This is a genomic window from Providencia sp. LY12 (genome assembly GCF_057621555.1).
The window spans coordinates 2280602-2305627 of the sequence record NZ_CM172594.1 but is presented as its reverse complement, the minus strand read 5'-3'; the positions used below and the strand labels follow the sequence as shown (position 1 = coordinate 2305627).

At 40.8% G+C, this 25026-nt stretch carries 20 protein-coding genes and 1 tRNA gene; 13 read left to right on the top strand and 8 right to left on the bottom strand.

Annotation, left to right across the window (positions count from 1 at the left end; translation table 11 throughout):
- Complete coding sequence (locus ACY3ZI_RS10880; RefSeq protein ID WP_487375154.1) at positions 1-1941, top strand: DNA topoisomerase III; 1941 nt, start codon at positions 1-3, stop codon at positions 1939-1941.
- 109 nt (positions 1942-2050) lie between these two features.
- Here ACY3ZI_RS10880 and xthA read toward each other — a convergent pair whose 3' ends face one another.
- Positions 2051-2863 (bottom strand): exodeoxyribonuclease III, encoded by an 813-nt coding sequence (gene xthA, locus ACY3ZI_RS10875; protein WP_036956487.1) that lies wholly within the window; start codon positions 2861-2863, stop codon positions 2051-2053.
- A 455-nt stretch (positions 2864-3318) separates the two neighbouring features.
- Here xthA and ACY3ZI_RS10870 point away from each other — a divergent pair, with 455 nt between their 5' ends.
- Complete coding sequence (locus ACY3ZI_RS10870) at positions 3319-4194, top strand: LysR family transcriptional regulator (protein ID WP_211885730.1); 876 nt, start codon at positions 3319-3321, stop codon at positions 4192-4194.
- 1 nt (position 4195) lies between these two features.
- On the opposite strand, the gene ACY3ZI_RS10865 is transcribed toward ACY3ZI_RS10870, so the two are convergent.
- The 3 genes from ACY3ZI_RS10865 to ACY3ZI_RS10855 all read right to left on the bottom strand — a co-directional run bounded on the left by ACY3ZI_RS10865 (position 4196) and on the right by ACY3ZI_RS10855 (position 5857).
- Positions 4196-4280: transfer RNA gene (locus tag ACY3ZI_RS10865), tRNA-Tyr, on the bottom strand.
- 159 nt (positions 4281-4439) lie between these two features.
- The gene (purU, locus tag ACY3ZI_RS10860; RefSeq protein WP_036956491.1) at positions 4440-5288 is read right to left on the bottom strand and encodes a formyltetrahydrofolate deformylase; all 849 of its coding nucleotides are present in this window, start codon (positions 5286-5288) and stop codon (positions 4440-4442) included.
- A gap of 89 nt (positions 5289-5377) precedes the next feature.
- On the bottom strand, positions 5378-5857 hold the full coding sequence (locus ACY3ZI_RS10855; RefSeq protein ID WP_108478069.1) for a YchJ family protein: 480 nt from the start codon (positions 5855-5857) through the stop codon (positions 5378-5380).
- A 117-nt stretch (positions 5858-5974) separates the two neighbouring features.
- Between ACY3ZI_RS10855 and rssB the strand changes: the two genes are divergently transcribed.
- The gene (gene rssB, locus ACY3ZI_RS10850) at positions 5975-6991 is read left to right on the top strand and encodes a two-component system response regulator RssB (RefSeq protein ID WP_487375153.1); all 1017 of its coding nucleotides are present in this window, start codon (positions 5975-5977) and stop codon (positions 6989-6991) included.
- 157 nt (positions 6992-7148) lie between these two features.
- Positions 7149-8078, top strand: a complete 930-nt coding sequence (gene galU, locus ACY3ZI_RS10845; protein ID WP_487375152.1) for a UTP--glucose-1-phosphate uridylyltransferase GalU — start codon at positions 7149-7151, stop codon at positions 8076-8078.
- 371 nt (positions 8079-8449) lie between these two features.
- On the opposite strand, the gene hns is transcribed toward galU, so the two are convergent.
- Positions 8450-8860 (bottom strand): histone-like nucleoid-structuring protein H-NS, encoded by a 411-nt coding sequence (gene hns / locus ACY3ZI_RS10840; protein ID WP_006661675.1) that lies wholly within the window; start codon positions 8858-8860, stop codon positions 8450-8452.
- Positions 8861-9385: 525 nt separating this feature from the next.
- Here hns and ACY3ZI_RS10835 point away from each other — a divergent pair.
- Positions 9386-10015, top strand: coding sequence for a thymidine kinase (locus tag ACY3ZI_RS10835; RefSeq protein ID WP_036956500.1), 630 nt, complete (start codon positions 9386-9388; stop codon positions 10013-10015).
- A gap of 441 nt (positions 10016-10456) precedes the next feature.
- Here ACY3ZI_RS10835 and ACY3ZI_RS10830 read toward each other — a convergent pair whose 3' ends face one another.
- Positions 10457-11158 carry a fimbrial biogenesis chaperone gene (locus ACY3ZI_RS10830; protein WP_487375151.1) on the bottom strand — a complete coding sequence of 234 codons (702 nt, stop codon included), beginning with the start codon at positions 11156-11158 and terminating at the stop codon, positions 10457-10459.
- Between the two features lie 206 nt (positions 11159-11364).
- Positions 11365-14025, bottom strand: coding sequence for a bifunctional acetaldehyde-CoA/alcohol dehydrogenase (gene adhE, locus ACY3ZI_RS10825; RefSeq protein WP_211885716.1), 2661 nt, complete (start codon positions 14023-14025; stop codon positions 11365-11367).
- Between the two features lie 510 nt (positions 14026-14535).
- On the opposite strand from adhE, the gene ACY3ZI_RS10820 reads away from it, so the two are divergent.
- The 8 genes from ACY3ZI_RS10820 (at position 14536) to ACY3ZI_RS10785 (ending at position 24637) form a co-directional block, all read left to right on the top strand.
- Complete coding sequence (locus ACY3ZI_RS10820) at positions 14536-15180, top strand: YchE family NAAT transporter (protein ID WP_036956506.1); 645 nt, start codon at positions 14536-14538, stop codon at positions 15178-15180.
- Positions 15181-15798: 618 nt separating this feature from the next.
- Complete coding sequence (locus ACY3ZI_RS10815) at positions 15799-17430, top strand: ABC transporter substrate-binding protein (RefSeq protein WP_211885714.1); 1632 nt, start codon at positions 15799-15801, stop codon at positions 17428-17430.
- A gap of 148 nt (positions 17431-17578) precedes the next feature.
- Positions 17579-19165 carry an oligopeptide ABC transporter substrate-binding protein OppA gene (oppA, locus tag ACY3ZI_RS10810; protein ID WP_487377525.1) on the top strand — a complete coding sequence of 529 codons (1587 nt, stop codon included), beginning with the start codon at positions 17579-17581 and terminating at the stop codon, positions 19163-19165.
- A gap of 66 nt (positions 19166-19231) precedes the next feature.
- Positions 19232-20152 carry an oligopeptide ABC transporter permease OppB gene (gene oppB, locus ACY3ZI_RS10805; RefSeq protein ID WP_154603724.1) on the top strand — a complete coding sequence of 307 codons (921 nt, stop codon included), beginning with the start codon at positions 19232-19234 and terminating at the stop codon, positions 20150-20152.
- A 15-nt stretch (positions 20153-20167) separates the two neighbouring features.
- On the top strand, positions 20168-21076 hold the full coding sequence (gene oppC / locus ACY3ZI_RS10800; protein ID WP_154603725.1) for an oligopeptide ABC transporter permease OppC: 909 nt from the start codon (positions 20168-20170) through the stop codon (positions 21074-21076).
- Positions 21077-21087: 11 nt separating this feature from the next.
- Positions 21088-22077 (top strand): ABC transporter ATP-binding protein, encoded by a 990-nt coding sequence (gene oppD / locus ACY3ZI_RS10795; RefSeq protein ID WP_036956515.1) that lies wholly within the window; start codon positions 21088-21090, stop codon positions 22075-22077.
- Positions 22074-23072 (top strand): murein tripeptide/oligopeptide ABC transporter ATP binding protein OppF, encoded by a 999-nt coding sequence (gene oppF / locus ACY3ZI_RS10790; protein ID WP_154603727.1) that lies wholly within the window; start codon positions 22074-22076, stop codon positions 23070-23072. The genes oppD and oppF overlap by 4 nt, the downstream gene beginning before the upstream one ends.
- Before the next feature lie 197 nt (positions 23073-23269).
- Entirely contained in the window at positions 23270-24637 is a 1368-nt protein-coding gene (locus ACY3ZI_RS10785; RefSeq protein WP_487375150.1) for an SMI1/KNR4 family protein, read from the top strand.
- Between the two features lie 46 nt (positions 24638-24683).
- Here the strand turns inward: ACY3ZI_RS10785 and ACY3ZI_RS10780 are convergent, their stop codons facing one another.
- Positions 24684-25016 (bottom strand): HI1450 family dsDNA-mimic protein, encoded by a 333-nt coding sequence (locus ACY3ZI_RS10780; protein WP_036956522.1) that lies wholly within the window; start codon positions 25014-25016, stop codon positions 24684-24686.
- Between the last annotated feature and the right edge of the window lie 10 nt (positions 25017-25026).

Below are 25026 nucleotides of genomic sequence, written 5' to 3'. Positions count from 1 at the left end.
ATGCGTTTGTTTATTGCGGAAAAGCCTAGTCTTGCACGGGCCATTGCGGATGTACTGCCAAAACCTCATCGTAAAGGGGATGGTTTTATTCAATGTGGCGATGACCAGATGGTCACGTGGTGCATTGGGCATCTTTTAGAACAGGCTGAACCGGATGCTTATGATCCGCGTTATGCCCGTTGGAACTTACAAGATTTGCCAATCATTCCTGAAAAGTGGCAATTGAAGCCCCGTTCCGCAGTAACCAAACAATTAAACACTATCGACACACTCCTTAAGCAAGCCAGCGTCGTTGTCCACGCAGGAGACCCCGATAGAGAGGGGCAACTTCTGGTGGATGAGGTGCTGGATTACTTCAAGCTTGATCCCGAAAAACGTAAAAGCGTGAAGCGCTGTTTAATTAACGACTTGAACCCTCAAGCTGTTGAGCGAGCGATTGATCGTTTACGTGAAAACCGTGAATTTATCCCACTATGCGTTTCTGCATTAGCCCGCGCTCGTGCAGATTGGCTGTATGGAATCAATATGACTCGTGCCTATACCTTATTAGGGCAGCGAGGTGGTTACCAAGGGGTTCTCTCTGTTGGGCGCGTACAAACTCCCGTATTGGGGTTGGTGGTTAGGCGCGACGAAGAGATAGAACACTTTGTACCAAAAGACTTTTTTGAAGTTAAAGCACATATTGTCACACCTAAAGATGAGCGCTTTGTGGCAATTTGGCAGCCAAGTGAATCTTGCATCGATTTTCAAGATGAAGAAGGGCGTTTAATTCATCGTCCATTGGCGGAACATGTGGTTTCTCGCATCGAAGGTAAACCGGCGATTGTCACGCAATACCAAGATAAGCAGGAAACCGAGATTGCACCATTGCCATTTTCATTATCCGCTTTGCAGATTGAAGCTGCCAAAAAATACGGTTTAAGTGCCCAAGAGGTGCTGGATATTTGTCAAAAACTGTATGAAACCCATAAGCTTATCACTTACCCGCGTTCGGATAGCCGGTATTTGCCGGACGAACATTTTGCAGGGCGTCATGCGGTATTAAATGCGATTGCAGTACACCAACCCGCATTAACTGAATTTGAATTACCCGAACTGGATAAGAAAAATCGGTGTTGGGATGATAAAAAAGTGGATGCTCACCATGCCATCATTCCGACCGCTAAAACAGCCTCCGTGCGTTTAACTGAAAATGAAAGCAATGTTTACCAGTTGATTGCTCGTCAGTACATTATTCAATTTATGGCGGATGCGGTTTACCGCAAATGCACTATCGATTTAGACATTGAAAACGGCAAGTTTAATGCCAAAGCGCGTTTTCTTGCGGAAGCAGGATGGCGAGTCGTGTTAGGCGGGAAAGAGCGTGACGCGGAAAATGATGGCATGCCATTGCCTATCGTGAAAAAAGGCGATGAGCTTTTATGTGAAAAAGGGGAAGTGGTCGAACGGCAAACTCAGCCACCTCGCCCATTCACCGATGCAACGCTGCTGTCTGCGATGACTGGGATCGCCCGTTTTGTGCAGGATAAAGCATTAAAAAAAGTATTGCGTGAAACGGATGGTTTAGGAACTGAAGCGACGCGAGCGGGGATTATTGATTTACTGTTTAAGCGTCAATTTCTGTTTAAAAAAGGGCGCTATATTCACGCCTCCCCCGCTGGGCGAGCGCTGATCCACGTTTTACCCGATATGGCGACCTTGCCCGATATGACGGCTCACTGGGAGTCAAGGTTAACGCAGATCAGCGAAAAACAGACGCGTTACGATGATTTTATGCAGCCGTTGAGCCAGACGTTAATCAACTTAATTCAGCAAGCTCGTCAATACACAAACTTGCGCGCATTTCGTGAATTGCCACCTGTTGCCAATAATAAAGGGGCAAAGAAGGGCACGAAAAAAGCGAGTGCGAGTAAAGGGAAAAAATCGTCACCGTCAGAATAGGTGCAGTGGATTTCTAAACTTGAGTGCGCTAAGTAGTAATTTGGGTAGGAAGGATATCTAGGGGAAAGCATAGGGCATATGATTATGCCCTATAAAGAGAGACTCAGGATTACTTCGTCAGGTCGAACTCAGCCCAAACAGGTGCGTGGTCAGACGGTTTTTCCATACCACGGATGTCGTAATCAATACCCGTTGCGCTACAACGGCTGGCGAGTTTCTTAGAGGCCAGCAGAAGGTCAATGCGCAGACCGCGATTATCGTCAAAGCCTTTGGAGCGGTAATCGAACCATGAATAGCAATCGGTGGTATCTGGATGCTGCTCACGGTAAGTATCAACAAGCCCCCAGCTCAGTAGTTTATCCAGCCATTCACGTTCTTCAGGTAAGAATGAGCATTTTCCGGTTTTCAACCAACGCTTACGGTTAACTTCACCAATACCGATGTCTAAATCGGTATGGCTGATGTTCATGTCACCCATAATCAGCAATTGGGAATCCGTGGTTTGCGTTGATGTTACGTAATCTTGCAGATCACGATAGAATTTTTCTTTTGCTGGGAATTTGGTTGGGTGGTCACGGCTTTCTCCTTGAGGGAAGTAACCATTGACGACTGTCAGAATCCCTTCGCTGGTTTGAATATCAGCCATGATGATGCGGCGCTGAGCTTCATCATCATCAGTTGGAAAGCCTTTTCTAACGGCTAGTGGTTCATTTTTCAGGAGTAATGCTACGCCATAGTGGGCTTTTTGACCGTGAAAATAAACATGGTAGCCTAATTTACTGACTTCCTCGTAAGGGAACATATCATCGTGGACTTTTGTTTCTTGTAGCCCAATGACTTCAGGTTGGTGCTTCTCAATAATCGCTTCCAGTTGATGAGGACGTGCTCTTAGGCCATTAATGTTGAACGAAATAAATTTCATGGTTACTTATCACCCATTGCTTTGAATATGACTGAGGGGATTCTATCAGATGCTAACAATAGTGTAACTATTAAATATTTTTTGTTTATATAATTGCGGATAATTTATTAGGGAACTTTAATTTTTAATAATAATATATCTATAGCTGTTAATTAAAAAATGTTTGTTAGTTTTATAATCAACTACTGAAAAGTTCATTTAAAGTCAGTTGGTTATTTATATTTTAATGTGATTTAATGGTGGGGCAATAAAAAATAATCAAATGAAACAATATAATATATTGCTTTGCTATGTTGGAAATTATAAAAATACTTTTATGAAATATTGTTAATCATCAAATCAAAAAATTTATTTAAATTTTTATTTGATGTGGAAGATTATGGGTTAATCAACATGCTGTTATTTAAAATAATCATGTTGGTTTACATTTCAATAAATAGAATGGGGTCATAGATATGTTCTTTTCAAGAAAATTAGAGGCGTTTATGGCAGTTGTTGAGAATGGCTCGCTAAGCAAGGCTGCAAGGGTGATGAATCGCACGACACCCCCCATCGCAAAATCCATAAAAGACTTTGAAACGAGTTTGGGTAAACGGCTTTTTAAACGAGAAAAATTTGGAATGACATTAACTAAGGATGGCCAAGAACTTTATAACGATCTTAGAGATCTCTACTTGCAGGAGAAAGAAATAACGAAAAAACATTTTTCTGGTTATATTGTCAATGAAGCTAATATTTATTATGACTGGGGGAAGGAAAATCATCTAATTAATTTATATCAGGCAGCACATAAGAATAATGTACAGGTTAATATATTAAGATTTAACTATGATGAGGTAGATGAAATTGTCGATTATGATGGAAATACTTTAATTTTAAGTTCTGAATTAGTCATCAGTGAAAGGTTTTCATTACAAAAAAAAATAGAGAATGCGCCTTTAGGTATTTATTGTAGAAAAGAGTTATACGAGAAATTTAATCATGATGTTGTAGTCTTACTACAACAAAGTACTTGGCTATGCGATCCCTCATTTTATAAAAGCTCACTGATGAGTGACTTGCTGGCTAAAGTTGAAACCGCAGAGAATAAATCCAGTATACGACAGATGGATAATATTGGGTGTTGTCAGAGTTTCATTCAAGACGGTGATTTTATCGGGATTATTGACTATTATCCTGAGGATGAGCTGATCGATAGATCGCTGATCTATGTTTCATTAAATGGACTTTTGGATAAAAGTGACTGTTACATTTATAAATCAAAATCACATTCAAGTGTATTAAATCGATTTATTGGGGTAGTTGATAAACTTGGAAAAGACGTTGCTTAGATGGTGGTGGGAGAAGGATTCGAACCTTCGAAGTCTGTGACGGCAGATTTACAGTCTGCTCCCTTTGGCCGCTTGGGTATCCCACCAGATTTTGAATTGCTGTAATCGTTCACAGCGGGCGGCATCATATCAAATGACGCGCCCCTGTAAAGTATTAATTGAAAAAAAATGTCTGAATGCTGATTTTTTAATCTCAATGCGTGATAAATCAACAAATTACTACAATTAATAACCGATACGCTCTGTTATAAAATAATGGTTCGATTGCCATAAACAAAGACGCGCTGTGCCAATACCCAATATAAAGCATGGCTCAGTACGTTCTTTTCAACGTCGCGGCCTGCACGCATCATATCATCCGCAGTAAATGTATGGTCCACATTGATAACGTTTTGCGTGATGATTGGACCTTCATCCAAATTATCATTCACAAAGTGAGCGGTTGCTCCAATGATCTTAACGCCACGCTCATAAGCTTGGTGATAAGGACGTGCGCCTATGAATGCCGGTAAGAATGAGTGGTGAATATTAATAATTTGATTAGGGTAGTGCTGAACAAAAGCGGGGGTCAACACTCGCATATATTTAGCAAGGACAACATAGTCAGGCTGATATTGATCAATCTGAGCCGTGAGTTTCTCATCGTGCTGTTCGCGCGTTAAGCCTTCATGGCTAATATGATGGAATGGAATACCAAACTGCTCGACAAGGTTTTTCAAGGTGTCGTGGTTGCCGATAACGGCAGCAATATCGACATCTAACCCATCGTAAGCACTCTTCATCAGAAGATCACCAAGGCAGTGCGCTTCTTTTGTGACCATAATAACAATGCGGCGACGTCCTGCAGAGTTTAATTCACGCTTAGAGCCTTCTGGTAATGCATCATCTAAATCTGCCAGTAAGGTTTCATCGTTAAAAATCCCTTCCAGTTCCGTTCTCATGAAGAAACGACCAGTACGGTGATCAACAAACTCATTATTTTGGATAATGTTCAGCTGGTGTTTGTAGCAAATATTGGTGATTTTAGCGATCAATCCTTTTGCATCAGGACAAATGGTTCTGAGAATTTTTTTCTGTACATTTTTGTGTTGCATGGAACTGTCTAATCCTTAACTGACTAAAGCCTAATAATTTAGGCTAATCGTAATTTATGCAATGAATATACGAATTGATAAACAGAGAATTAATAACTATCGCAGCACTTCTTAAATTTTTTTCCTGAGCCGCATGGGCAATCATCGTTGCGCCCAACTTTTGGTGTTATTCCGTCAATGTAATACCACTGTGCATCAATGCGAAGAAAACGGGAACGTTCGTGAATAAGCTGTTTATGATCAGCTTTTTCATCAATAAAGCAAGCCGAAAATTCGACATAAGCTTCGTCAGGATTTTTAGCATGAGAAGAACTAATGACTCGCAGTCCCAGCCATTCAGTTTGTTCAAAACTATCTAAGATAGCTTCTCGCCACTCTTGTGCTTGGCAATCTGGGTGCCACGTTTTGATGAGGTAATCTACATTGTGATGGACATAAGCGCTATATCGTGAGCGCATTAATTGCTCTGGCGTTTCAGCAATAACCAGCCCAAGCAACAGCGGAGAGCAGCATTGGTCAAACGGCAAAGGATGACCGCAACTACAATTATTTTTTAAAGATTGGCTCATTCTTTTCTCGATAAAATAACTATACTTAAAAAATATAGTCGTTAATGATTTTATAATATGACTATTGGCGTCAGAATATATTACTTATGAAACCAGGGTTGTCGTGGTAGGTATGATATGAAAAATAGAAAAATACTCATAGTTGAAGATGAAAAAATTTTTTGTACTATTCTTCGTGAATACCTCGAAAGTTTAGAAACAGAAGTCTACATCGCTGACAACGGCGCGCTTGCACTTGAACTGATCACGCAACAAAATGTGATTCCCGATGTCATTCTTTGTGATCTCAACATGCCCATCATGAATGGTGAATCATTTATGGCGGAGCTGGTGGAGCGTAATATTAATGTACCTGTGATTGTTATTTCAGCAACTACGGACTTCACGCAATTAGATAGAATGTTTCGTCTTGGTGCGAAAGATGCTTTGTTAAAGCCAATAAAAAATCTTGATGAAGTGAAAGTGACGATTCATGCGGCACTGTATCCAGAGCAATATGACTCTGAAACACTCATTGAAAATGAAATCCAGAATATTTCGAACATTTTGAATAATGACAAGTTGGATATGTTAGCCATCTTGAAACAATTACAGCCTCCAGTCGCGCAGGTTATAAATGGCTATAAGATAAACTATAGACAATTAAATGAAGCGAATCGTTTTGGGTTGCTGTTGGATATCGCGGCAATATCTGAGGAGCAAATCGGATTTTATTGCATTGATATAGAACGCTCTCCACAAGAAGGGGTGATGGCGGCGTTTTTAATTCGTGTTGTGTTTAATGACCTCTTAAAAAGTGCGGTGAACAACCGAGATAAAAAATTACCTCAAATTGATAACATTATTAATCAAATAAATCACTTACTGGAAGATTCTGGCTTTTCAGGTCAGTTTCCATTGTTACTCGGTTACTTTAATACCAAATCTAAAAATGTGATTTTGGCGAGTGCAGGACTGGAAGCCAATATTACGACGGAGCAGCATCATTACCATCTCGCGCGAAATGTCCCGCTAGGTACGCTAAAAACATACCATTCAAATCGATTAGACTTTCAAGGTGAGAGTTGGAAGTGTCTTATTCATAATTCGAATCAAAAAATCAAGTTAATGTTTAATCCCTATGCTCAGAAATAATGCACTTATTTAATGGATCTAGGTTCTATTTATCCTAAACGAACCCATCTCTATTTATTCAATAATGAATCCTGATATACTGGCGCGCACTAAAAACGCGCCAGTATAGTTTATTGAAAATATAAACGGTGCTTATTAAATTTTTGGAGTTCTCGAGATGATCAAACGCAAGGTGCGTAAAGCGGTAATCCCTGTAGCAGGTTTAGGAACACGTATGCTTCCAGCGACGAAAGCAATTCCTAAAGAGATGCTACCAGTTGTTGATAAGCCTTTAATCCAATATGTGGTTAATGAGTGTATTGCTGCAGGAATTAATGAAATTGTGCTAGTGACACATTCATCTAAAAATTCTATTGAAAACCACTTTGATACCAGCTTTGAACTTGAAGCCATCTTAGAAGCGCGAGTTAAGCGCCAATTGTTGGATGAAGTGAAATCCATTTGCCCAAGTCATGTGACTATCATGCAAACACGCCAAGGCATTGCTAAAGGTTTAGGTCATGCTATTTTATGTGCGAAACCATTGGTGGGTGATGAGCCTTTTGCCGTAATCCTTCCGGATGTTATTTTAGATCGCTATAGCACCGATTTAACGAAATTTAACCTCAAAGAGATGTTAGAACACTACGAAACTACTGGAGCTAGCCAAATTTTAGTCGAGCCAGTACCAGAAGACGATGTTTCTAACTACGGGATTGTGGATTGTAACGGTGTGACTTTACATCCGGGCGATAGTAAACCGATTTCCCGTATGGTTGAGAAACCGAAGCGTGATGAAGCACCATCCAATTTATCTATTGTAGGGCGTTATGTATTATCCGAAAAGATTTGGGATGCATTAGCGAAAACAGCACCGGGTGCTGGCGATGAAATCCAATTAACGGATGCTATCGCATTAATGATGGAAAATAAGGAACCCGTTGAAGCATACCACTTATGTGGTAAAAGCCATGACTGCGGAAATAAATTAGGTTACATGAAAGCCTTTGTAGAATATGGTATGCAACACGATACACTAGGAAATGATTTTTCCGCGTGGATTAAAGAGTTAGCCGCTAATTTAGGTTCATCATCGAAATCTAATTAAAATACGAATCTTTGTTGTACAGATAAAAGCTAGCCTTTATGGTTAGCTTTTTTTATGGGCATTTTATAGAAATATGTAAAAAGGAGTACTCAGATTTTAAGTGTCATTAAATGTCAGTTATATAATATAAATCGATATAACCCGTGTGGCGTGTAAATTAATTAGTGTAGTGGGCTAGGAGGAGATTAAAGAATATCACTTGATTAGATTACGTAACTTTACTTTAACGTATATTTTGTATCACTCTTTTTGATTAGAAATAGATGAGGGGGGATTGAAACAGAGGAGATGATAAATGGATAATAACAAGGCTACTATAAATAAAAACACCCTTATAAAAAGGGTGTTTAGAATTTGGAAGGTTATCAATATTAGATTAAGAAATCGTCTAAAGATTTGCCTTGTTCTTCGATTGCAACTTTAATTACTGCTGGAGTACGACCTTGGCCTGTCCAAGTTTTAGTTTCGCCGTTCTCATCAACATATTTATATTTTGCTGGGCGAGCAGCACGTTTAGCGCGAGTGCTGGTGCTTTTACCAGAATCCATAGTTTGCAGAAGGTCATTTAAATCTACGCCTTGTTCTAAAATCATTTCGCGAACTTTTTCCAGTTTGCGATTACGTTCTTCAACTTCAGCGCGAGCTTGGCTTTCTTCTTCACGACGTTCGTCAACAACGACAGTTAATTTTTCCAGCATTTCTTCTAAAGATTCTAAAGTGACTTCTCGTGCTTGAGCACGAAGCGTACGGATGTTATTTAATGCTTTTAATGATTCGCTCATTTTCCTGGTCTCAATTTTATATGTTGGCATGTGTACAGTAATAATAGAGTGCTATTTTAAATTCTGCAATAGCTAAATTACTTCGGTAGTTTAAAAGTTATCTTTAACGAATGCAATTTTTTTACAAAAGAATTATAAAAATTTTCGTTGCTATAAATTGCTCTATTATCAATAACGGTACTAATGAAAAAAGGTAATTAGAAAATGTCACTAAAATTTATATTAATAGCCTAGTGATAACCATTACCTTTTGTTTGTCGATGTATCAATGGATGTCTTTAACGGAAATTTTCTTTTTTTGACAGAATAAACTTAGCAATATGTGCCAATATCTATACCAGATAAAGTTAATATCAGTTTGAGATTAATTGTCTACAACACAGATGGTGTGTGATCTAAAGGAACTAATTTAACATAGTGATGGATGGAAATTCATACACTTACTTATCTACATAGGTTTAAGTTAATCTTAAAAAACCTTTATGCTAAAGTATTCGCGAATATTATTTTTTAGGGAACCGCCCAATGGCACAGCTATATTTCTATTATTCTGCGATGAATGCGGGTAAATCGACTTCATTATTACAATCTTCCTATAACTATCACGAACGTGGAATGCGTACGCTGATTTTTACCGCTGAAATCGATAACCGCTTCAGTCAAGGTAAGGTATCTTCGCGGATCGGTTTATCTGCGGATGCGTTATTATTTTCGCCTATAACGAATATGGCAAAAATTATCAAAAACGAGAATAATGCTCAAAAAGTACATTGCGTACTTATTGATGAATGCCAATTTCTGACAAAACAGCAAGTAGAGCAATTATGTGATGTCGTCGATAATTTAGACATTCCGGTACTCTGTTATGGTTTACGAACGGATTTTTCCGGAGAGTTGTTTGCAGGAAGCCAATATTTATTAGCATGGGCAGATAAACTCGTTGAGTTAAAAACCGTCTGCTACTGTGGACGTAAGGCAAATAAAGTTTTACGGATTGGTGGTGATGGCATCCCAGTATATGAGGGGGATCAAGTGGATATCGGCGGGAATGAAAAGTATATTTCAGTTTGTCGAAAGCATTACTCAGACGCTATCAAGCAAGCTCAATTAATGAATAGCGGTGCAATTGAAAAAATACCGTTTAACTTCAAATAATCATTAATTAAGATTAATGAGTTATATAGTTTACAAATAGGAATATCAGATTATTAAGATATTTTTGTCAAATAAAGTAAATGAATTAATAAAATACTCAGCTCGCTAGTTCTTAAAAGGGATGCATGGCAGATAAAGTTTCAGCGTTCATAGAATAAAACCGGATTGAGTGAGATTTGATAAGCCTCATGTTTTTAACATGGGGCTTTCTTTTTATGCCAGTTTAATTTCACACTTTGGCACATATCATATAATCAAAAAATGCAAATTTACTCGAAACTGTAGGGCGTAATGAAATTTAGCATTTCAGCATTTAAAAACGGTCGTTGTAATGAAAACTTCAAACTATCATCAATGGCGAGTGTGATTGCAGGAAACCCCAACATCGTCAATAAAAACAAAAATAGAGAAAAGCGCACCAATCAAATGGGAATTATTGACTTATTTACTCTTAACTGACGGATAAATAATAATGTCAGAGAGACCACCAAAATCATTAATCATCTGCCAACTAGCTTGGGAAATATGACCTTGTAGACCAGTGATTTCAGTATCACTAAATGGCGTGAGGATTAGGCTTTTCCTATAGTTTTGCTGGTTATATTTGAGGTTTACCACCGTGAGATAATAGGGGGTAGGGTTATTAAACACCCATTGTTTTCCCTGTTTTTTTAGAGTCACTTGCTGAAATACTGCATTATTAGGCACTGCCAGTTGATTAGGGCGGTAAAAGACTTTAATCACGATATTCGTCACAAACGAGCGTTTGGCATCATTTTTCTGTTCATTAGGATGCTTTTGGGCGGGAATAGCCCGTGTATTTAAAAAGAACAGAGATTCTCTATCTACGGGTAATTCCCTTTCATTTTTTAATAATACATGAGCACTAAACTTACTATTTGCATCTAATCTGAACAGTGGTGGTGTCACAGCAAAATAAAGGGATTTGGCACCTTCAAGTTGTTCAGTTACAGAGGTCTGAATTAGATAGGGGTTCAAATCATCATTCACAATGGTAAATGTAGCATTGGATTTAGTGCTATTTAGGATTAATCGAGTTTGTTCCAAACGCAAGTCAGCACTGTAAGCAAAAAAGCTTACTATGAATAAAAGTATGTAGGTAACGCCAGCCAGTTTTTTCATATCAGCTTATTAATCCACAATAAAGGAAAAATCATTGTCGATTGGAAAGCATCAATTTGCGGAACGCATATTTTTCCAGATGGACACCTAAGATAAGTATAAAGTATTATGACGAAATAACGAGAAAGGCTCCAAAAGCGTTAGGAAAATCCTAAATCTTTTGAAGCCTTTTTTATGTATTAATGGCTAAGCCATCAACGAGTTAACTATTTTTTACTGCTTTTCTTTTCAGCTTTTGGTGCTGCTGGCTCTGCACTTTTTTCAGTAAATTCACGACCGTAGTAAGAATCCAGTAACAGTTGTTTAATTTCAGATATCAGCGGATAACGTGGGTTAGCGCCAGTACATTGGTCATCAAATGCATCTTCAGACAGTTTATCTAAGTGAGCTAAGAAGTCCGCTTCGGCAACGCCAGCTTCACGGATAGACTTAGGAATGCCTAAATCCGCTTTCATCTCTTCTAACCAAGCCAGTAAGCGTTCAATCTTCGCACCAGTACGGTCGCCTGCTTTGGTTAATCCTAAGTGGTCTGCAATCTCAGCGTATTGGCGGCGTGCTTGAGGGCGGTCATATTGGCTGAATGCTGTTTGCTTAGTTGGGTTATCATTTGCGTTGAAACGAATTACGTTACAAATCAATAGGGCGTTTGCTAAACCGTGTGGAATATGGAATTCCGATCCCAGTTTATGCGCCATTGAGTGACAAACCCCTAAGAAGGCGTTAGCAAAAGCAATACCGGCTAATGTTGCCGCATTATGAACACGCTCTCTTGCTACTGGGTTTTTTGCTCCTTCGTGGTAGCTTGCTGGCAGATAATCTTTTAACAGGGTCAGTGCTTTGAGTGCTTGACCATCAGAGAACTCATTTGCCAGAACAGAAACATAAGATTCTAATGCGTGAGTCACTGCATCCAAACCACCAAATGCGGTTAAGGATTTAGGCATGTTCATCACGAGGTTAGCATCAACAATCGCCATATTTGGTGTTAATGCGTAGTCCGCTAATGGGTATTTTTGACCTGTTTTATCATCCGTCACAACAGCAAATGGCGTCACTTCTGAACCTGTACCTGAAGTGGTAGTGATAGCGACCAGTTTTGCTTTCACACCCATTTTCGGGAATTTGTGAATACGTTTACGGATATCCATAAAACGTAATGCTAATTCTTCGAAGTGTGTTTCTGGATGTTCGTACATCACCCACATAATTTTCGCAGCATCCATTGGGGAACCACCACCTAAAGCGATGATCACATCCGGTTGGAAGGCTTGCATTTGAGCTGCACCTTTACGCACAACGGATAATGTTGGGTCAGCTTCGACTTCAAAGAAAACATCGGTTTCAATATGGTGTTTTTTCAGAACATCTACAATTTCATCAACATAACCATTATTAAATAAGTAGCTATCGGTCACGATAAAGACGCGTTTTGCACCATCAGTGGCTATCTCTTCTAAAGCGATTGGAAGACATCCACGGCGGAAATAGATTGAACTAGGAAGTTTATGCCACAACATATTTTCAGCTCTTTTTGCCACGGTTTTCTTATTGATTAAATGTTTTGGTCCCACGTTTTCAGAGATGGAGTTACCACCCCAGGAACCACAACCCAAGGTTAAAGACGGTGCCAGTTTAAAGTTATACAGGTCACCGATACCGCCTTGAGACGCAGGGGTATTAATCAAAATACGCGCCGTTTTCATTTTTTCGCCAAAATAGCTGACTCGGTCATGTTGGTTGTCTTGGTCAGTATAGAGACAAGAGGTGTGACCGATACCGCCCATTTCCACTAACTGTTCAGCTTTCTCTACCGCATCTTCAAAGTTTTTAGCGCGATACATTGCTAAGAGTGGGGACAGTTTTTCATGAGCGAATGGCTCTGACTCATCAACAAGTTTGACTTCGCCAATTAGGATCTTAGTGGTTTCAGGAACGACAACACCCGCCATTTCTGCAATTTTAAATGCAGGTTGACCTACGATAGCCGCATTTAAGTTGCCATCTTTCAAAATAATATTTTGTACCGCTTTGAGCTCTTTACCTTGCAGCAGATAACCACCATGAGTAGCAAAACGTTCACGGACTTGATCATAAACCGCATCAACCACCACAACAGATTGTTCAGAGGCGCAAATCACACCGTTATCAAATGTTTTTGACATTAAGATAGAGGCAACGGCACGTTTGATGTCTGCGGTTTCATCGATAACAACTGGCGTGTTACCTGCACCCACACCAATCGCAGGTTTACCGGAACTGTAAGCCGCTTTCACCATGCCTGGGCCACCTGTCGCTAAGATCAGGTTAATGTCAGGGTGGTGCATCAGTGCATTGGACAGCTCAACAGATGGGGAGTCAATCCAGCCAATAATATCTTTTGGTGCGCCAGCTTCAATGGCCGCGTTCAATACAATCTCAGCAGCACGGTTAGTCGCAATTTTAGCGCGTGGGTGTGGAGAGAAAATAATAGCGTTACGGGTTTTTAAACTAATTAATGATTTAAAAATTGCAGTAGAGGTTGGGTTAGTGGTTGGAACGATACCGCAGATAATACCAATCGGCTCAGCAATGGTGATGGTACCAAAAGTTGGGTCTTCAGATAGAACACCACAGGTTTTCTCGTCTTTATATGCGTTGTAGATATACTCAGAAGCGAAGTGGTTTTTAATCACTTTATCTTCAACAATCCCCATGCCTGACTCTTCAACTGCGAGTTTTGCTAATGGAATTCGTGCATCAGCAGCAGCAAGAGCAGCGGCGCGGAAAATACGATCCACTTTCTCTTGAGAGAAGCTGGCGAATTCACGTTGAGCTTTTTTGACACGAGCAACAAGTTCATTGAGTTCAGTAACGTTTGTTACGGACATATAGATTACTCCTGATAAAGTTAAAATTTTTAAGCCAATGAGCAAAGCATCTAAAAAAAGCTGTTGTGACTAGAACATCTAAAACGACCACCCAAAACAACAGTATAGATAAACTTAATAATAATGCTTTCCGCCCATGCTAATTGGCTTATAAATCTCAGATAAATAGCTCAAAAAGTAAAAATTAACTGATTGATTACCGCGTTTATCAGTTGAGACTAGATTAACAAAAAGGGAATTTAATAAAGTGATCTAAATCACAAAATATGCAAGCTGACTCCATTCAGCATGCCGTTTTTATGGGATTCATTGATTTGCAAAAAAATGATTAATTTATCGCTAAAAAGAGGTGAATAAATCATCCTTTTTTTGTCATTAAGATAATCTGCAATAAATAATTCTACTAAGATGCACAAAATTGTTCTTTAACTAAGGATTTTAGCGATTTCAGTGATAAAATTAGTTCAGGTAAGCGTTTCTTGTTTAAGAATTTTATGAGGGTATTAATGGGTGAGCGCAACATTACTTGATTTATCAGGCTATATTAAATTTTTTATTGGTCTATTTGCGTTGGTAAACCCGGTTGGTATCCTGCCTGTGTTTATTAGTATGACAAACTATCAAACCGTTGCGAGCCGCAATAGAACTAATACGATAGCCAACTCATCAGTCGCAATTATTCTTTGTACATCGTTGCTGGTGGGGGACTCGATATTACAGCTGTTTGGTATTTCAATTGACTCATTCCGCATCGCGGGGGGAATTCTGATTGTCACCATCGCGCTATCAATGATCAGCGGTAAAATTGGTGAGGACAAACAGAACAAACAAGAAAAAACGGAAACCGCAGTGCGCGATAGCATTGGGGTGGTGCCGTTAGCGCTTCCGTTAATGGCGGGGCCTGGTGCAATCAGTTCGTGCATTGTCTGGTCATCACGTTGGACAGGCTGGCAGAACTTTATTGGTTTAGCGTTAACCAGTATTTTGTTTGCTTTTTGCTGCTGGCTGTTGTTCCGCTCTGCATCTTTACTGGTTCGTTACTTAGGGCAAACGGGGATCAACGTTGTCACCCGTATCATGGGCCTGCTACTTATGTCATTAGGTATCGAAATCGCTGTAACGGGCGTTAAAGCCATATTTCCAGGACTTTTATAGTTTGAGCATTATTTAGCCGTCTTACGAGGCGGCTATTCTCATCCGCCTTTCCCACCATTCTATTATTTCTTTCGAATTCAAAATACTCACTCAATTATTTTGGTTTTTTCTGCGCAATCAAACCGTCCTTTACAATCAAAATAATTCCTCTACGCGATAAATTTGGAATGTGATTATGTGTCGCACTTTTTGCAAAATCAGGCATAAAAAGTAAGGAAATGTGAGCTGCGTAAATTTATTCACTATTCTCATTAGAGATTGTTAATGATATGTTTGGATTAATGTTGATGAAAATTTTAAGAGTAACTTAAGGTTTTTTATTATCTAATTGTTTTTATTTGAGTATTTAAAGATTGAGGAAGTGTGTAACCCCTTTTTAATAGGCTCTCCAACTTTAAATGTTAAATAAATGTAATTTTTTATAACTTTTTTTTATAAGCTTTCTGAGCGAAATTGCACCGTTAAGGAAAGCTTTTGGTGGTTAAATTAGAAAACAGCTTAAGAAACAGTGACTAGAGCAGTAGTAAATCAACAATGTGTAGGCGAACTAAACGTCGTTCAACATACGTTGAAACGTTAACTGTAAAACCGCAACTATGAAATGGAGAAGGCGCAACGATGAAACTTACTACCAAGCACAGTTTACTTTCCTGTCTCATTTTCTCATTAACAATTTCTGCTCAAGCCTCATCAACCCCCGATAAATCCCCATTAAATACAACATCCATAAATAAAATAGTGGTCAATAACGGTTCAGAAGTGACTTCACTCGATCCTCATAAAGTCGAAGGGGTACCTGAAGGCAATATTATTTTAAATTTATTGGAAGGGCTGGTTTATGACAATATTAATGGTGTGGCGGTTCCTGGTATGGCAACCCATTGGCAAAATGAAAATTACACCGTATGGACATTTACCCTACGAGATGATGCCAAGTGGAGTGATGGCACTCCCGTTGTTGCAGAGGATTTTGTATATAGTTGGCAGCGTTTAGCGGATCCTAAAACTGGTTCGCCTTATTCCAGTTATTTACAAAATGCTTATATAGAAAATGCAGACGCTATTTTAAAAGGTCAAAAACCTAAAGAATCATTGGGCGTTAAAGCCCTTGATGACAAACATTTGCAAGTCACGCTAAGCCATCCCGTCCCGTATTTTATCGATATGCTTTCCCACACATCAATGAAACCCGTTAACCGTAAAGCTATTGAAAAGTACGGCGATAAATGGACTCAACCGGGTTCCTTTGTGGGCAATGGCGCTTATGTTTTGGATGAGTGGACGGTCAACGAGCGGATTATCATCAAGCGTAATCCGTTATATTGGAATGACGCAAAAACGCAGATTGATCAAGCGACATTCTTAGCGATTACCTCTGAAGTCAGTGATAACAATCGCTATCGCAGTGGGGAAATTGATATTAGTAATTCGGCTATTCCTCCAACACTGTTCAAAAAGATGAAAGCAGAGAAGCCGAACGAACTGTATGTTCGTCCGTTTTTGTGTACGTTTTATTATGAAATTAATAATCAAAAAGCCCCATTCACGGATCCTCGAGTACGCGAAGCCATTAAGTTAGGTTTAGACCGAGAAACCATCACTAATAAAATTATCGATCAAGGACAGACGGTGGCTTACGGTTTTACGCCAACGTTTATCCATAATGGTAATTTTGCAGTGCCAGAATGGGCAAAGCTCACGCCAGAACAGCGTTATCAGCGTGCGAAAGAGTTGCTCGCGGAGGCTGGGTATAACGCCAAAAATCCGCTCAAGTTTACCTTGCTATATAACACCTCAGACCAAAATAAACAGCAGGCGATTGTAGCGGCATCCATGTGGCAGAAAAATATTGGCGCAGAGGTAACACTGCAAAACCAAGAGTGGAAAACCACACTGCAAAATCGCCATGAAGGGAATTATCAGGTTGCAAGAGCAACATGGTGTGCCGATTACAATGAACCTTCTGCATTCTTGAATTCATTACTATCAGAAAACAGCAACAATACGGCGGCCTATAAAAATAAAGCCTATGACCAACTGCTATTAGAGGCTTTAACGGCTCCGAATGACCAAGCTCGTCAACAGATTTACCAACAGGCGGAAACCCTGCTGGATAAGGAATCTGCGCTAGTTCCCGTGTATTACCGTGTGAGTGCAAGGATGATCAAACCCACAATCGGAGGATTTAAAGGTGAAGACCCTCTTGATCATATGGATATTAAGCGGTTATATATTAATTCTACTAATTAATAATTTTGTAATAAACAAAATAATTGCTTACTGATTCAGTAAGCAGATGCATCAACAACACAACCAAAACAATAGTATGGGAGTAACCAAAATAATGAGCAAATTACTGAATAAGACATTTGTTGCTTTAAGCGTTGCTGCTGGGTTAATGGCAGGGACGATGGCGACAAGTTATGGTGCAGTGGTTCCAGCAGGTGTCGAACTGGCTGAAAAACAAAATATGGTTCGCAACAATGGTTCTGAACCTCAATCCCTTGATCCGCATAAAATTGAAGGTGTTCCTGAGTCAGCTCTAGCGAGAGACCTTTTTGAAGGGATTACGATTGTTGGCCCTGATGGTGAAATTTTACCGGGCTCTGCTACAAGCTGGGAAAATAAAGATTTCACCGAGTGGACGTTTAAAATTCGCGATGGCGCCAAGTGGTCAAATGGTGACCCTGTCACGGCGGAAGACTTTGTTTATAGCTGGCGCCGACTCGCAGATCCTGATACCGCATCCCCATACGCGAGTTATTTGCAGTATGCACATATCAACAATATTGATGATGTTATTGCCGGTAAGAAAAAACCAGAAGAGCTGGGCATTAAAGCGCTGGATGATAAAACTTTAGTGATTAGCTTGAGTGAAGCCGTCCCTTATATTCCAAAATTATTGGCACACTCCTCGATGTCACCAGTGAATAAAAAAACAATCGAAAAATATGGTGCTAAGTGGACTCAACCAGCTAATTTTGTGGGTAATGGTGCTTATAAATTAAAAGATTGGACGGTTAACGAACGTATTGTTTTAGAACGTAGCCCAACTTATTGGGATAACGCAAACACCGTGATTGATCAAGTGACTTTCCTGCCTATTTCCTCTGAAGTAACAGATGTTAACCGTTACCGCAGTGGTGAAATTGATATGACCTATAGCAATTTACCAATCGAACAATTCAAGTCACTGCAAGAAAATATGCCAAAAGAGCTGCGTGTAAATCCGTATCTCTGTATCTATTATTACGAAATTAATAACGAAAAACCGCCGTTTAATGATCCGCGTGTTCGTGAAGCGTTAAAGCTTTCAATGGACAGAGATGTCATTACTTACAAAGTGAAAGCGCAAGGTGATATTCCAGCTTATGGCTTCACACCACCGTTTACCAGTGGCATGAAAACAGAAAAACCAGACTGGTATGCGAACATGACTCAAGAGCAGCGTAACGAAAAAGCCAAACAACTGCTGGAAGAAGCGGGTTATAACAAATCAAATCCACTGAAATTCAACTTATTGTATAACACGTCAGATTTACATAAGCGTATCGCTATCGCCGCATCGTCCATGTGGAAGAAAAATATTGGTGCTGATGTGAAACTGGAAAACCAAGAGTGGAAAACCTTCTTAGATAGCCGCCACCAAGGTAACTATGACGTAGCGCGTGCGGGCTGGTGTGCGGATTATAACGAACCGTCATCCTTCTTAAACATGCTGCTTTCTTATAGCAGTAACAATACCGTGCATTATAAAAACAAAGATTTCGATGCCACCATGAAGAAAACACTTCAGGTGAAAACGGATGAAGAGCGTGCTGAGCTGTATCAGCAAGCCGAAAAACTGTTAGATAAAGATTCTGGTATCGTGCCTCTCTACTACTATGTGAACACCCGCTTAGTGAAGCCATATGTGGGTGGATATACGGGTAAAGATCCATTAGATAACTTACATACTAAAGATCTGTATATCATCAAACACTAATCACAACAGGCTGGCTCCTTGTGAGCCAGCCATTAGCCTAAATGGCAATAGAAGTAGGAAAGGGCAATGTTTAAATTTATTTTGCGTCGTTTGCTTGAAGCAATTCCGACTTTACTGATTCTTATCACCATCTCATTTTTTATGATGAGACTCGCGCCGGGTAGCCCGTTTACCGGCGAACGTAAACTTCCACCCGAAGTTATGGCCAATATTGAGGCGAAGTATCACCTTAATGACCCTATGTATAAGCAGTATTTCAACTACTTATTCCAACTTTCTCAAGGGGATTTCGGTCCTTCTTTCAAATATAAAGACTACAGTGTCAACGACTTAGTTGCGAAAGCCTTTCCCGTGTCTGCAAAATTAGGCGCCACCGCCTTTGTGGTTGCCGTGTTATTTGGTGTTACTGCGGGGGTGATTGCCGCATTAAATCAAAATACCAAATGGGACTTTACAGTCATGGGATTTGCCATGACGGGGGTTGTCATCCCAAGCTTTGTTGTGGCACCACTTTTGGTGCTGATTTTTGCCATTCACTTGAAATGGCTCCCCGGTGGAGGTTGGGATGGTGGTAACGTCACGCACATGATTTTACCGATGGTGGCACTCTCTTTGGCGTATATCGCCAGTATTTCGCGTATTACCCGTGGTTCAATGATTGAGATCATGCACTCAAACTTTATTCGTACTGCGCGCGCCAAAGGGTTACCGCTACGCACCATTATTTTCCGCCATGCGTTAAAGCCAGCATTACTGCCAGTGCTCTCTTATATGGGACCTGCATTTGTGGGGATCATCACGGGCTCTATGGTGATTGAGACCATTTTCGGCTTACCGGGAATTGGGCAGTTGTTCGTTAATGGCGCACTGAACCGTGATTACTCGTTAGTGCTCAGCTTAACGATTTTAGTTGGGGTATTGACCATTGCCTTTAACGCCATTGTCGATGTGCTGTACGCCGTCATCGACCCGAAAATTCGTTACTAAGACCGGAGAAACACTATGTTATTAAACAACAAAAATAGTGAAGCTCTGGAAAATTTTTCTGAGCAACTGGATATTGAAGGGCGCAGTCTTTGGCAAGATGCAAGACGACGCTTTATGCATAACCGTGCGGCAATTGTTAGCCTATGCGTGCTATTTTTTATCACGCTGTTTGTGATTTTTGCCCCGATGTTATCGCCGTTTTTATATGATGATACCGACTGGGAAATGATGTCGACGCCACCTGATTGGGCGACGGGACACTATTTTGGAACCGATGCTTCAGGGCGTGATTTACTTGTGCGCGTGGCAATTGGTGGACGAATTTCCTTAATGGTCGGCGTAGCGGCGGCATTAGTCGCGGTGGTGGTCGGAACCTTATATGGCTCACTGGCAGGTTATGTGGGCGGTAAAGTTGACTCTATCATGATGCGCTTACTGGAGATTTTAAACTCCTTCCCGTTCATGTTTTTCGTTATTTTGTTAGTGACGTTATTCGGTACCAACATCCTGCTGATATTTGTCGCCATTGGGATGGTGTCGTGGCTGGATATGGCGCGTATCGTGCGTGGACAAACATTAGGATTAAAACGCAAAGAGTTTATTGAAGCGGCATTAGTTTGTGGTGTCAGCACGCGTCACATTATCTTGCGTCATATCGTCCCTAACGTACTGGGGGTGGTGGTGGTTTACGCATCATTATTAGTCCCAAGTATGATCCTGTTTGAGTCATTCTTAAGCTTCCTTGGCTTAGGAACGCAAGAGCCACTTAGTAGCTGGGGTGCTTTACTCAGTGATGGCGCTAACTCTATGGAAGTCACGCCGTGGTTACTGCTGATCCCTGCTGGGTTCTTAGTTATCACGCTGTTCTGTTTTAACTTTATCGGCGATGGCTTACGTGATGCCCTCGATCCGAAAGATCGCTAAGGGGCTAATTTATGGAACATTCAACACGCAAAAGCCCTTTATTATCGGTACAGGATTTAAACGTCACATTCGCCACCCAAGATGGGGATGTGACGGCGGTGAATAAACTTAATTTTGAATTGAGTGCAGGGGAAACTCTGGGCATTGTGGGGGAATCTGGTTCGGGTAAATCCCAAACTGCCTTTGCTTTGATGGGATTGCTGGCAAAAAATGGCCGGGTAGGTGGTTCCGCCATGTTTAATGGCCGTGAGATTTTAAACCTCAAAGAGAAAGAGCTTAACCGCATGCGTGCGGAAGAAATCTCTATGATCTTCCAAGACCCCATGACCTCCTTAAATCCATATTTGAAAATTGGTACGCAGTTATCTGAAGTATTGATGCTGCACAAAGGGATGAGTAAGAAAGAGGCTTTTGAAGAATCTGTACGCATGCTGGATGCGGTAAAAATGCCGGAAGCCCGTAAACGTATGAATATGTATCCGCATGAGTTTTCTGGTGGTATGCGCCAGCGTGTGATGATTGCGATGGCGCTACTGTGCCAACCAAAATTGCTGATCGCCGATGAACCGACAACCGCATTGGACGTCACGGTGCAGGCGCAGATCATGACATTGCTGAATGAACTGAAGCAGGAATTTGATACCGCGATCATCTTAATTACCCATGACTTAGGGGTTGTCGCCGGTGTGTGTGACAAGGTACTCGTGATGTACGCGGGGCGCACGATGGAGTATGGCAGCGCACGAGATATTTTCTATCAGCCATCTCATCCATATTCTTTGGGTTTATTAGCGGCAGTGCCACGCTTAGATGGTGATGACGATAACTTAGCCACCATTCCAGGCAATCCGCCAAACTTATTACGCTTACCAAAAGGGTGTCCGTTCTCGCCGCGTTGCCAATATGCAAACCAACACTGTGTAGAGCAAGAGCCTCAATTATCCAGTTTTGCACAATCTCGTTTACGTGCCTGCTTTAAGCCTGTGGAGGAATTAGTATGAGCCAAGAAAATAGGCAGGTGCTGCTGGAAGTCAATGACTTAAAAGTGCATTTTTCCATTAGAGATAAACAGCAATGGTTCTGGCAGCCGGATAAAAGCTTAAAAGCCGTCGATGGAGTAACCCTGCGTTTATACGAAGGGGAAACCTTGGGCGTGGTGGGAGAATCTGGCTGCGGTAAATCCACATTTGCGCGTGCATTAATTGGTTTAGTGAAATCCACTAGCGGCACGGTGACATGGTTAGGGCAAAACTTGCTCACCATGAACGACAAGCAGTGGCGTAATGTGCGTAGCGATATCCAAATGATTTTCCAAGATCCACTGGCATCCTTAAACCCACGGATGACGATTGGAGATATTATTGCAGAGCCGCTGAAAACTTATCATCCGAAGATGCCACAAAAAGAAATCACTGAAAAAGTGAAGAAAATGATGATGCGAGTTGGCTTATTGCCGAACCTGATCAACCGCTATCCTCATGAATTCTCCGGTGGTCAATGTCAGCGTATAGGGATTGCACGGGCGTTGATTTTAGAGCCGAAATTGGTGATTTGTGATGAGCCAGTGTCTGCGCTAGACGTCTCCATTCAAGCGCAAGTGGTGAACTTACTGCAAGAACTTCAGCGGGAAATGAAACTTTCCTTAATCTTTATTGCCCACGATCTTGCGGTGGTAAAACACATTTCTGATCGCGTATTAGTGATGTATTTAGGACATGCAGTGGAGCTGGGGACTTATGATGAAGTGTATAACAACCCGCTGCACCCTTATACGCGCGCATTGATGTCTGCGGTGCCAGTACCGGATCCAGATAAGGAAAAAAATAAGCAAATTGAGCTTCTTGAAGGGGAATTGCCATCGCCCATTAATCCGCCTTCAGGCTGTGTATTCAGAACACGCTGCCCAAGTGCTGATGCAGAATGCGCCAAAACCCGCCCATTACTCGAAGGAAGTTTCAAGCACGCAGTATCTTGTTTGAAAATTGATCCACTGTAATTGGTAAGATTTGCGTTTTATTGTTGTATTAAGGCTCCCTTTATCATTTATAAAGCGGAGCCTTTTTTATGGGAAACAATTTTCAGAGAATTCAAACCCAATTGCTACTTAAAATAATCAGTTAGCTATGATATTAAAGGCAATGATATTAAAGGCTAAAAATAAATAATTAAAACTTGATAGGACAGTAACCGTTAATGAGTGATCACTCGCAACAAATTTATCAAATATGGCAAGACATCAATCAGCGTTATGCGGATGACCAAATTCAACGTATACAACAAAAACTCCCCCTTGCTAAGCAAATGGACAGCGATGAAGAGTTGTTCGGAGCGGACAGCCACCATTATCAGCTTAACCCTCCTTTGGATATGGCACAGATAGCGCAGTGGCAGCGCCGAATTGGGGTGAATTTACCCCAAGAATATGTACAGTTTATGACGCAGTTAGGTAATGGTGGCGCAGGCCCTTATTACGGTATAGAACGTTTTGAAGACAGTGAAAATCGCTATGATGCGGTGGCATTACCTTGCGTGCTTAGCCCAACCATGAGCGATAAAGAGTGGCAAACACTCAGCCACTTAGCGGAAGACTGCAGTGATGAAGAGTATGATTCACGGGAAAGCGTGATCCACCAAGGGCTGTTTTACCTTGGTACTTGCGGCTGTACGTATGACATTCTGCTGGTGGTGACGGGCGAACATGCCGGGCGTCTTGTTTATACCCACGAATGGTGCGATTCACCAACACCGTATCAGTTTGTTTATGAACGCCATTTTTTAGATTGGTATGAGCGCTGGCTGGATGAAATTATTCAGCAATACGATACAGGCTGGTTTGGGCATCGAATGGGTGGCAATGAAACCACGTTATTCAACTTATTTCATCATGACGATAATGAAAAAACGAAGCTGGCGGCACTAGAAGGACTGAAAAAGTTACCGTCATTATCGGAAAAGGGCATTGAGCAACTCACTCGTATATTAGATAACGAAGCACTCAACGTTTACCATGTGAAGTCACTGGAAGTATTAGCAAAATATTCCGTTGCCGCTTCAGCTGATTATTTATCTCAAGCGCTTGAGAGCCAAGATCCTGAACAAGTCACTCGTGGATTGCAGCTGATTTATTGGTATCAAAAAGCGGATTTAGCGAAGTATCAAGCGGCTATTTTAGCTAAATTAGCACAGTGCGAACATGTAGATACAGTGAGCTTTTCGGGGTATATCCTTAAGGAGTTGCAAACGGTCAAAGTGGAAGATTTCCAACACTTATTTAGTCATGCTGATAGTCAGATTGCCGTCAGTGCGTTATATGCAGCTTCCCATGATGTGAATTTTAGTCAAAAGGTCGCTAATTACTTTGAATATATGATTGCGGATAAGAGTGAGGTTGCATTAACCGCGATCCAAGCTGTCGCGCGTTCGCCTGAACTTGCTGACGGGGTGGAACCCTATATTGTAGCGGCGTGGGAAAAATACCCATTAGATAAGAGTGACTATATTCGCAATAATCTGCGTCTCTATATTAAGAAGCATCATTTGCAGTTGGATTTAGTAGAATAAAGTTTAATAAAAAATGGGGGAATATTTCCCCCATTTTTATTTCTGCTTACTGTTTCCATTCGATATGTTGGAAAGGGTGCTTAGGGTTACGACTGATAAGAATTCGTGCAAAGATATCGTCAATTTCATCCTCTGGGCTTTTAGCAAGCCCGATCACCACTTCACTCATTTGCGCTAAAGGTAATCCTTGGGTGGCAAGAATATGCCAATCTTGACTAAATGGCACAATTTCAGCCGCGCCACACTCTTCGAACTGTAACGCGAAAATCACTTGGTCGGCAGGCTCTAAGTTATCCATCGCACCTTCAAGGAAAAGGTCATAGGCAATTTCAATGATTTCATCTTCATCGATTAGGTTAATACTTGGGTTCTGGCTCATGACGTTTTCC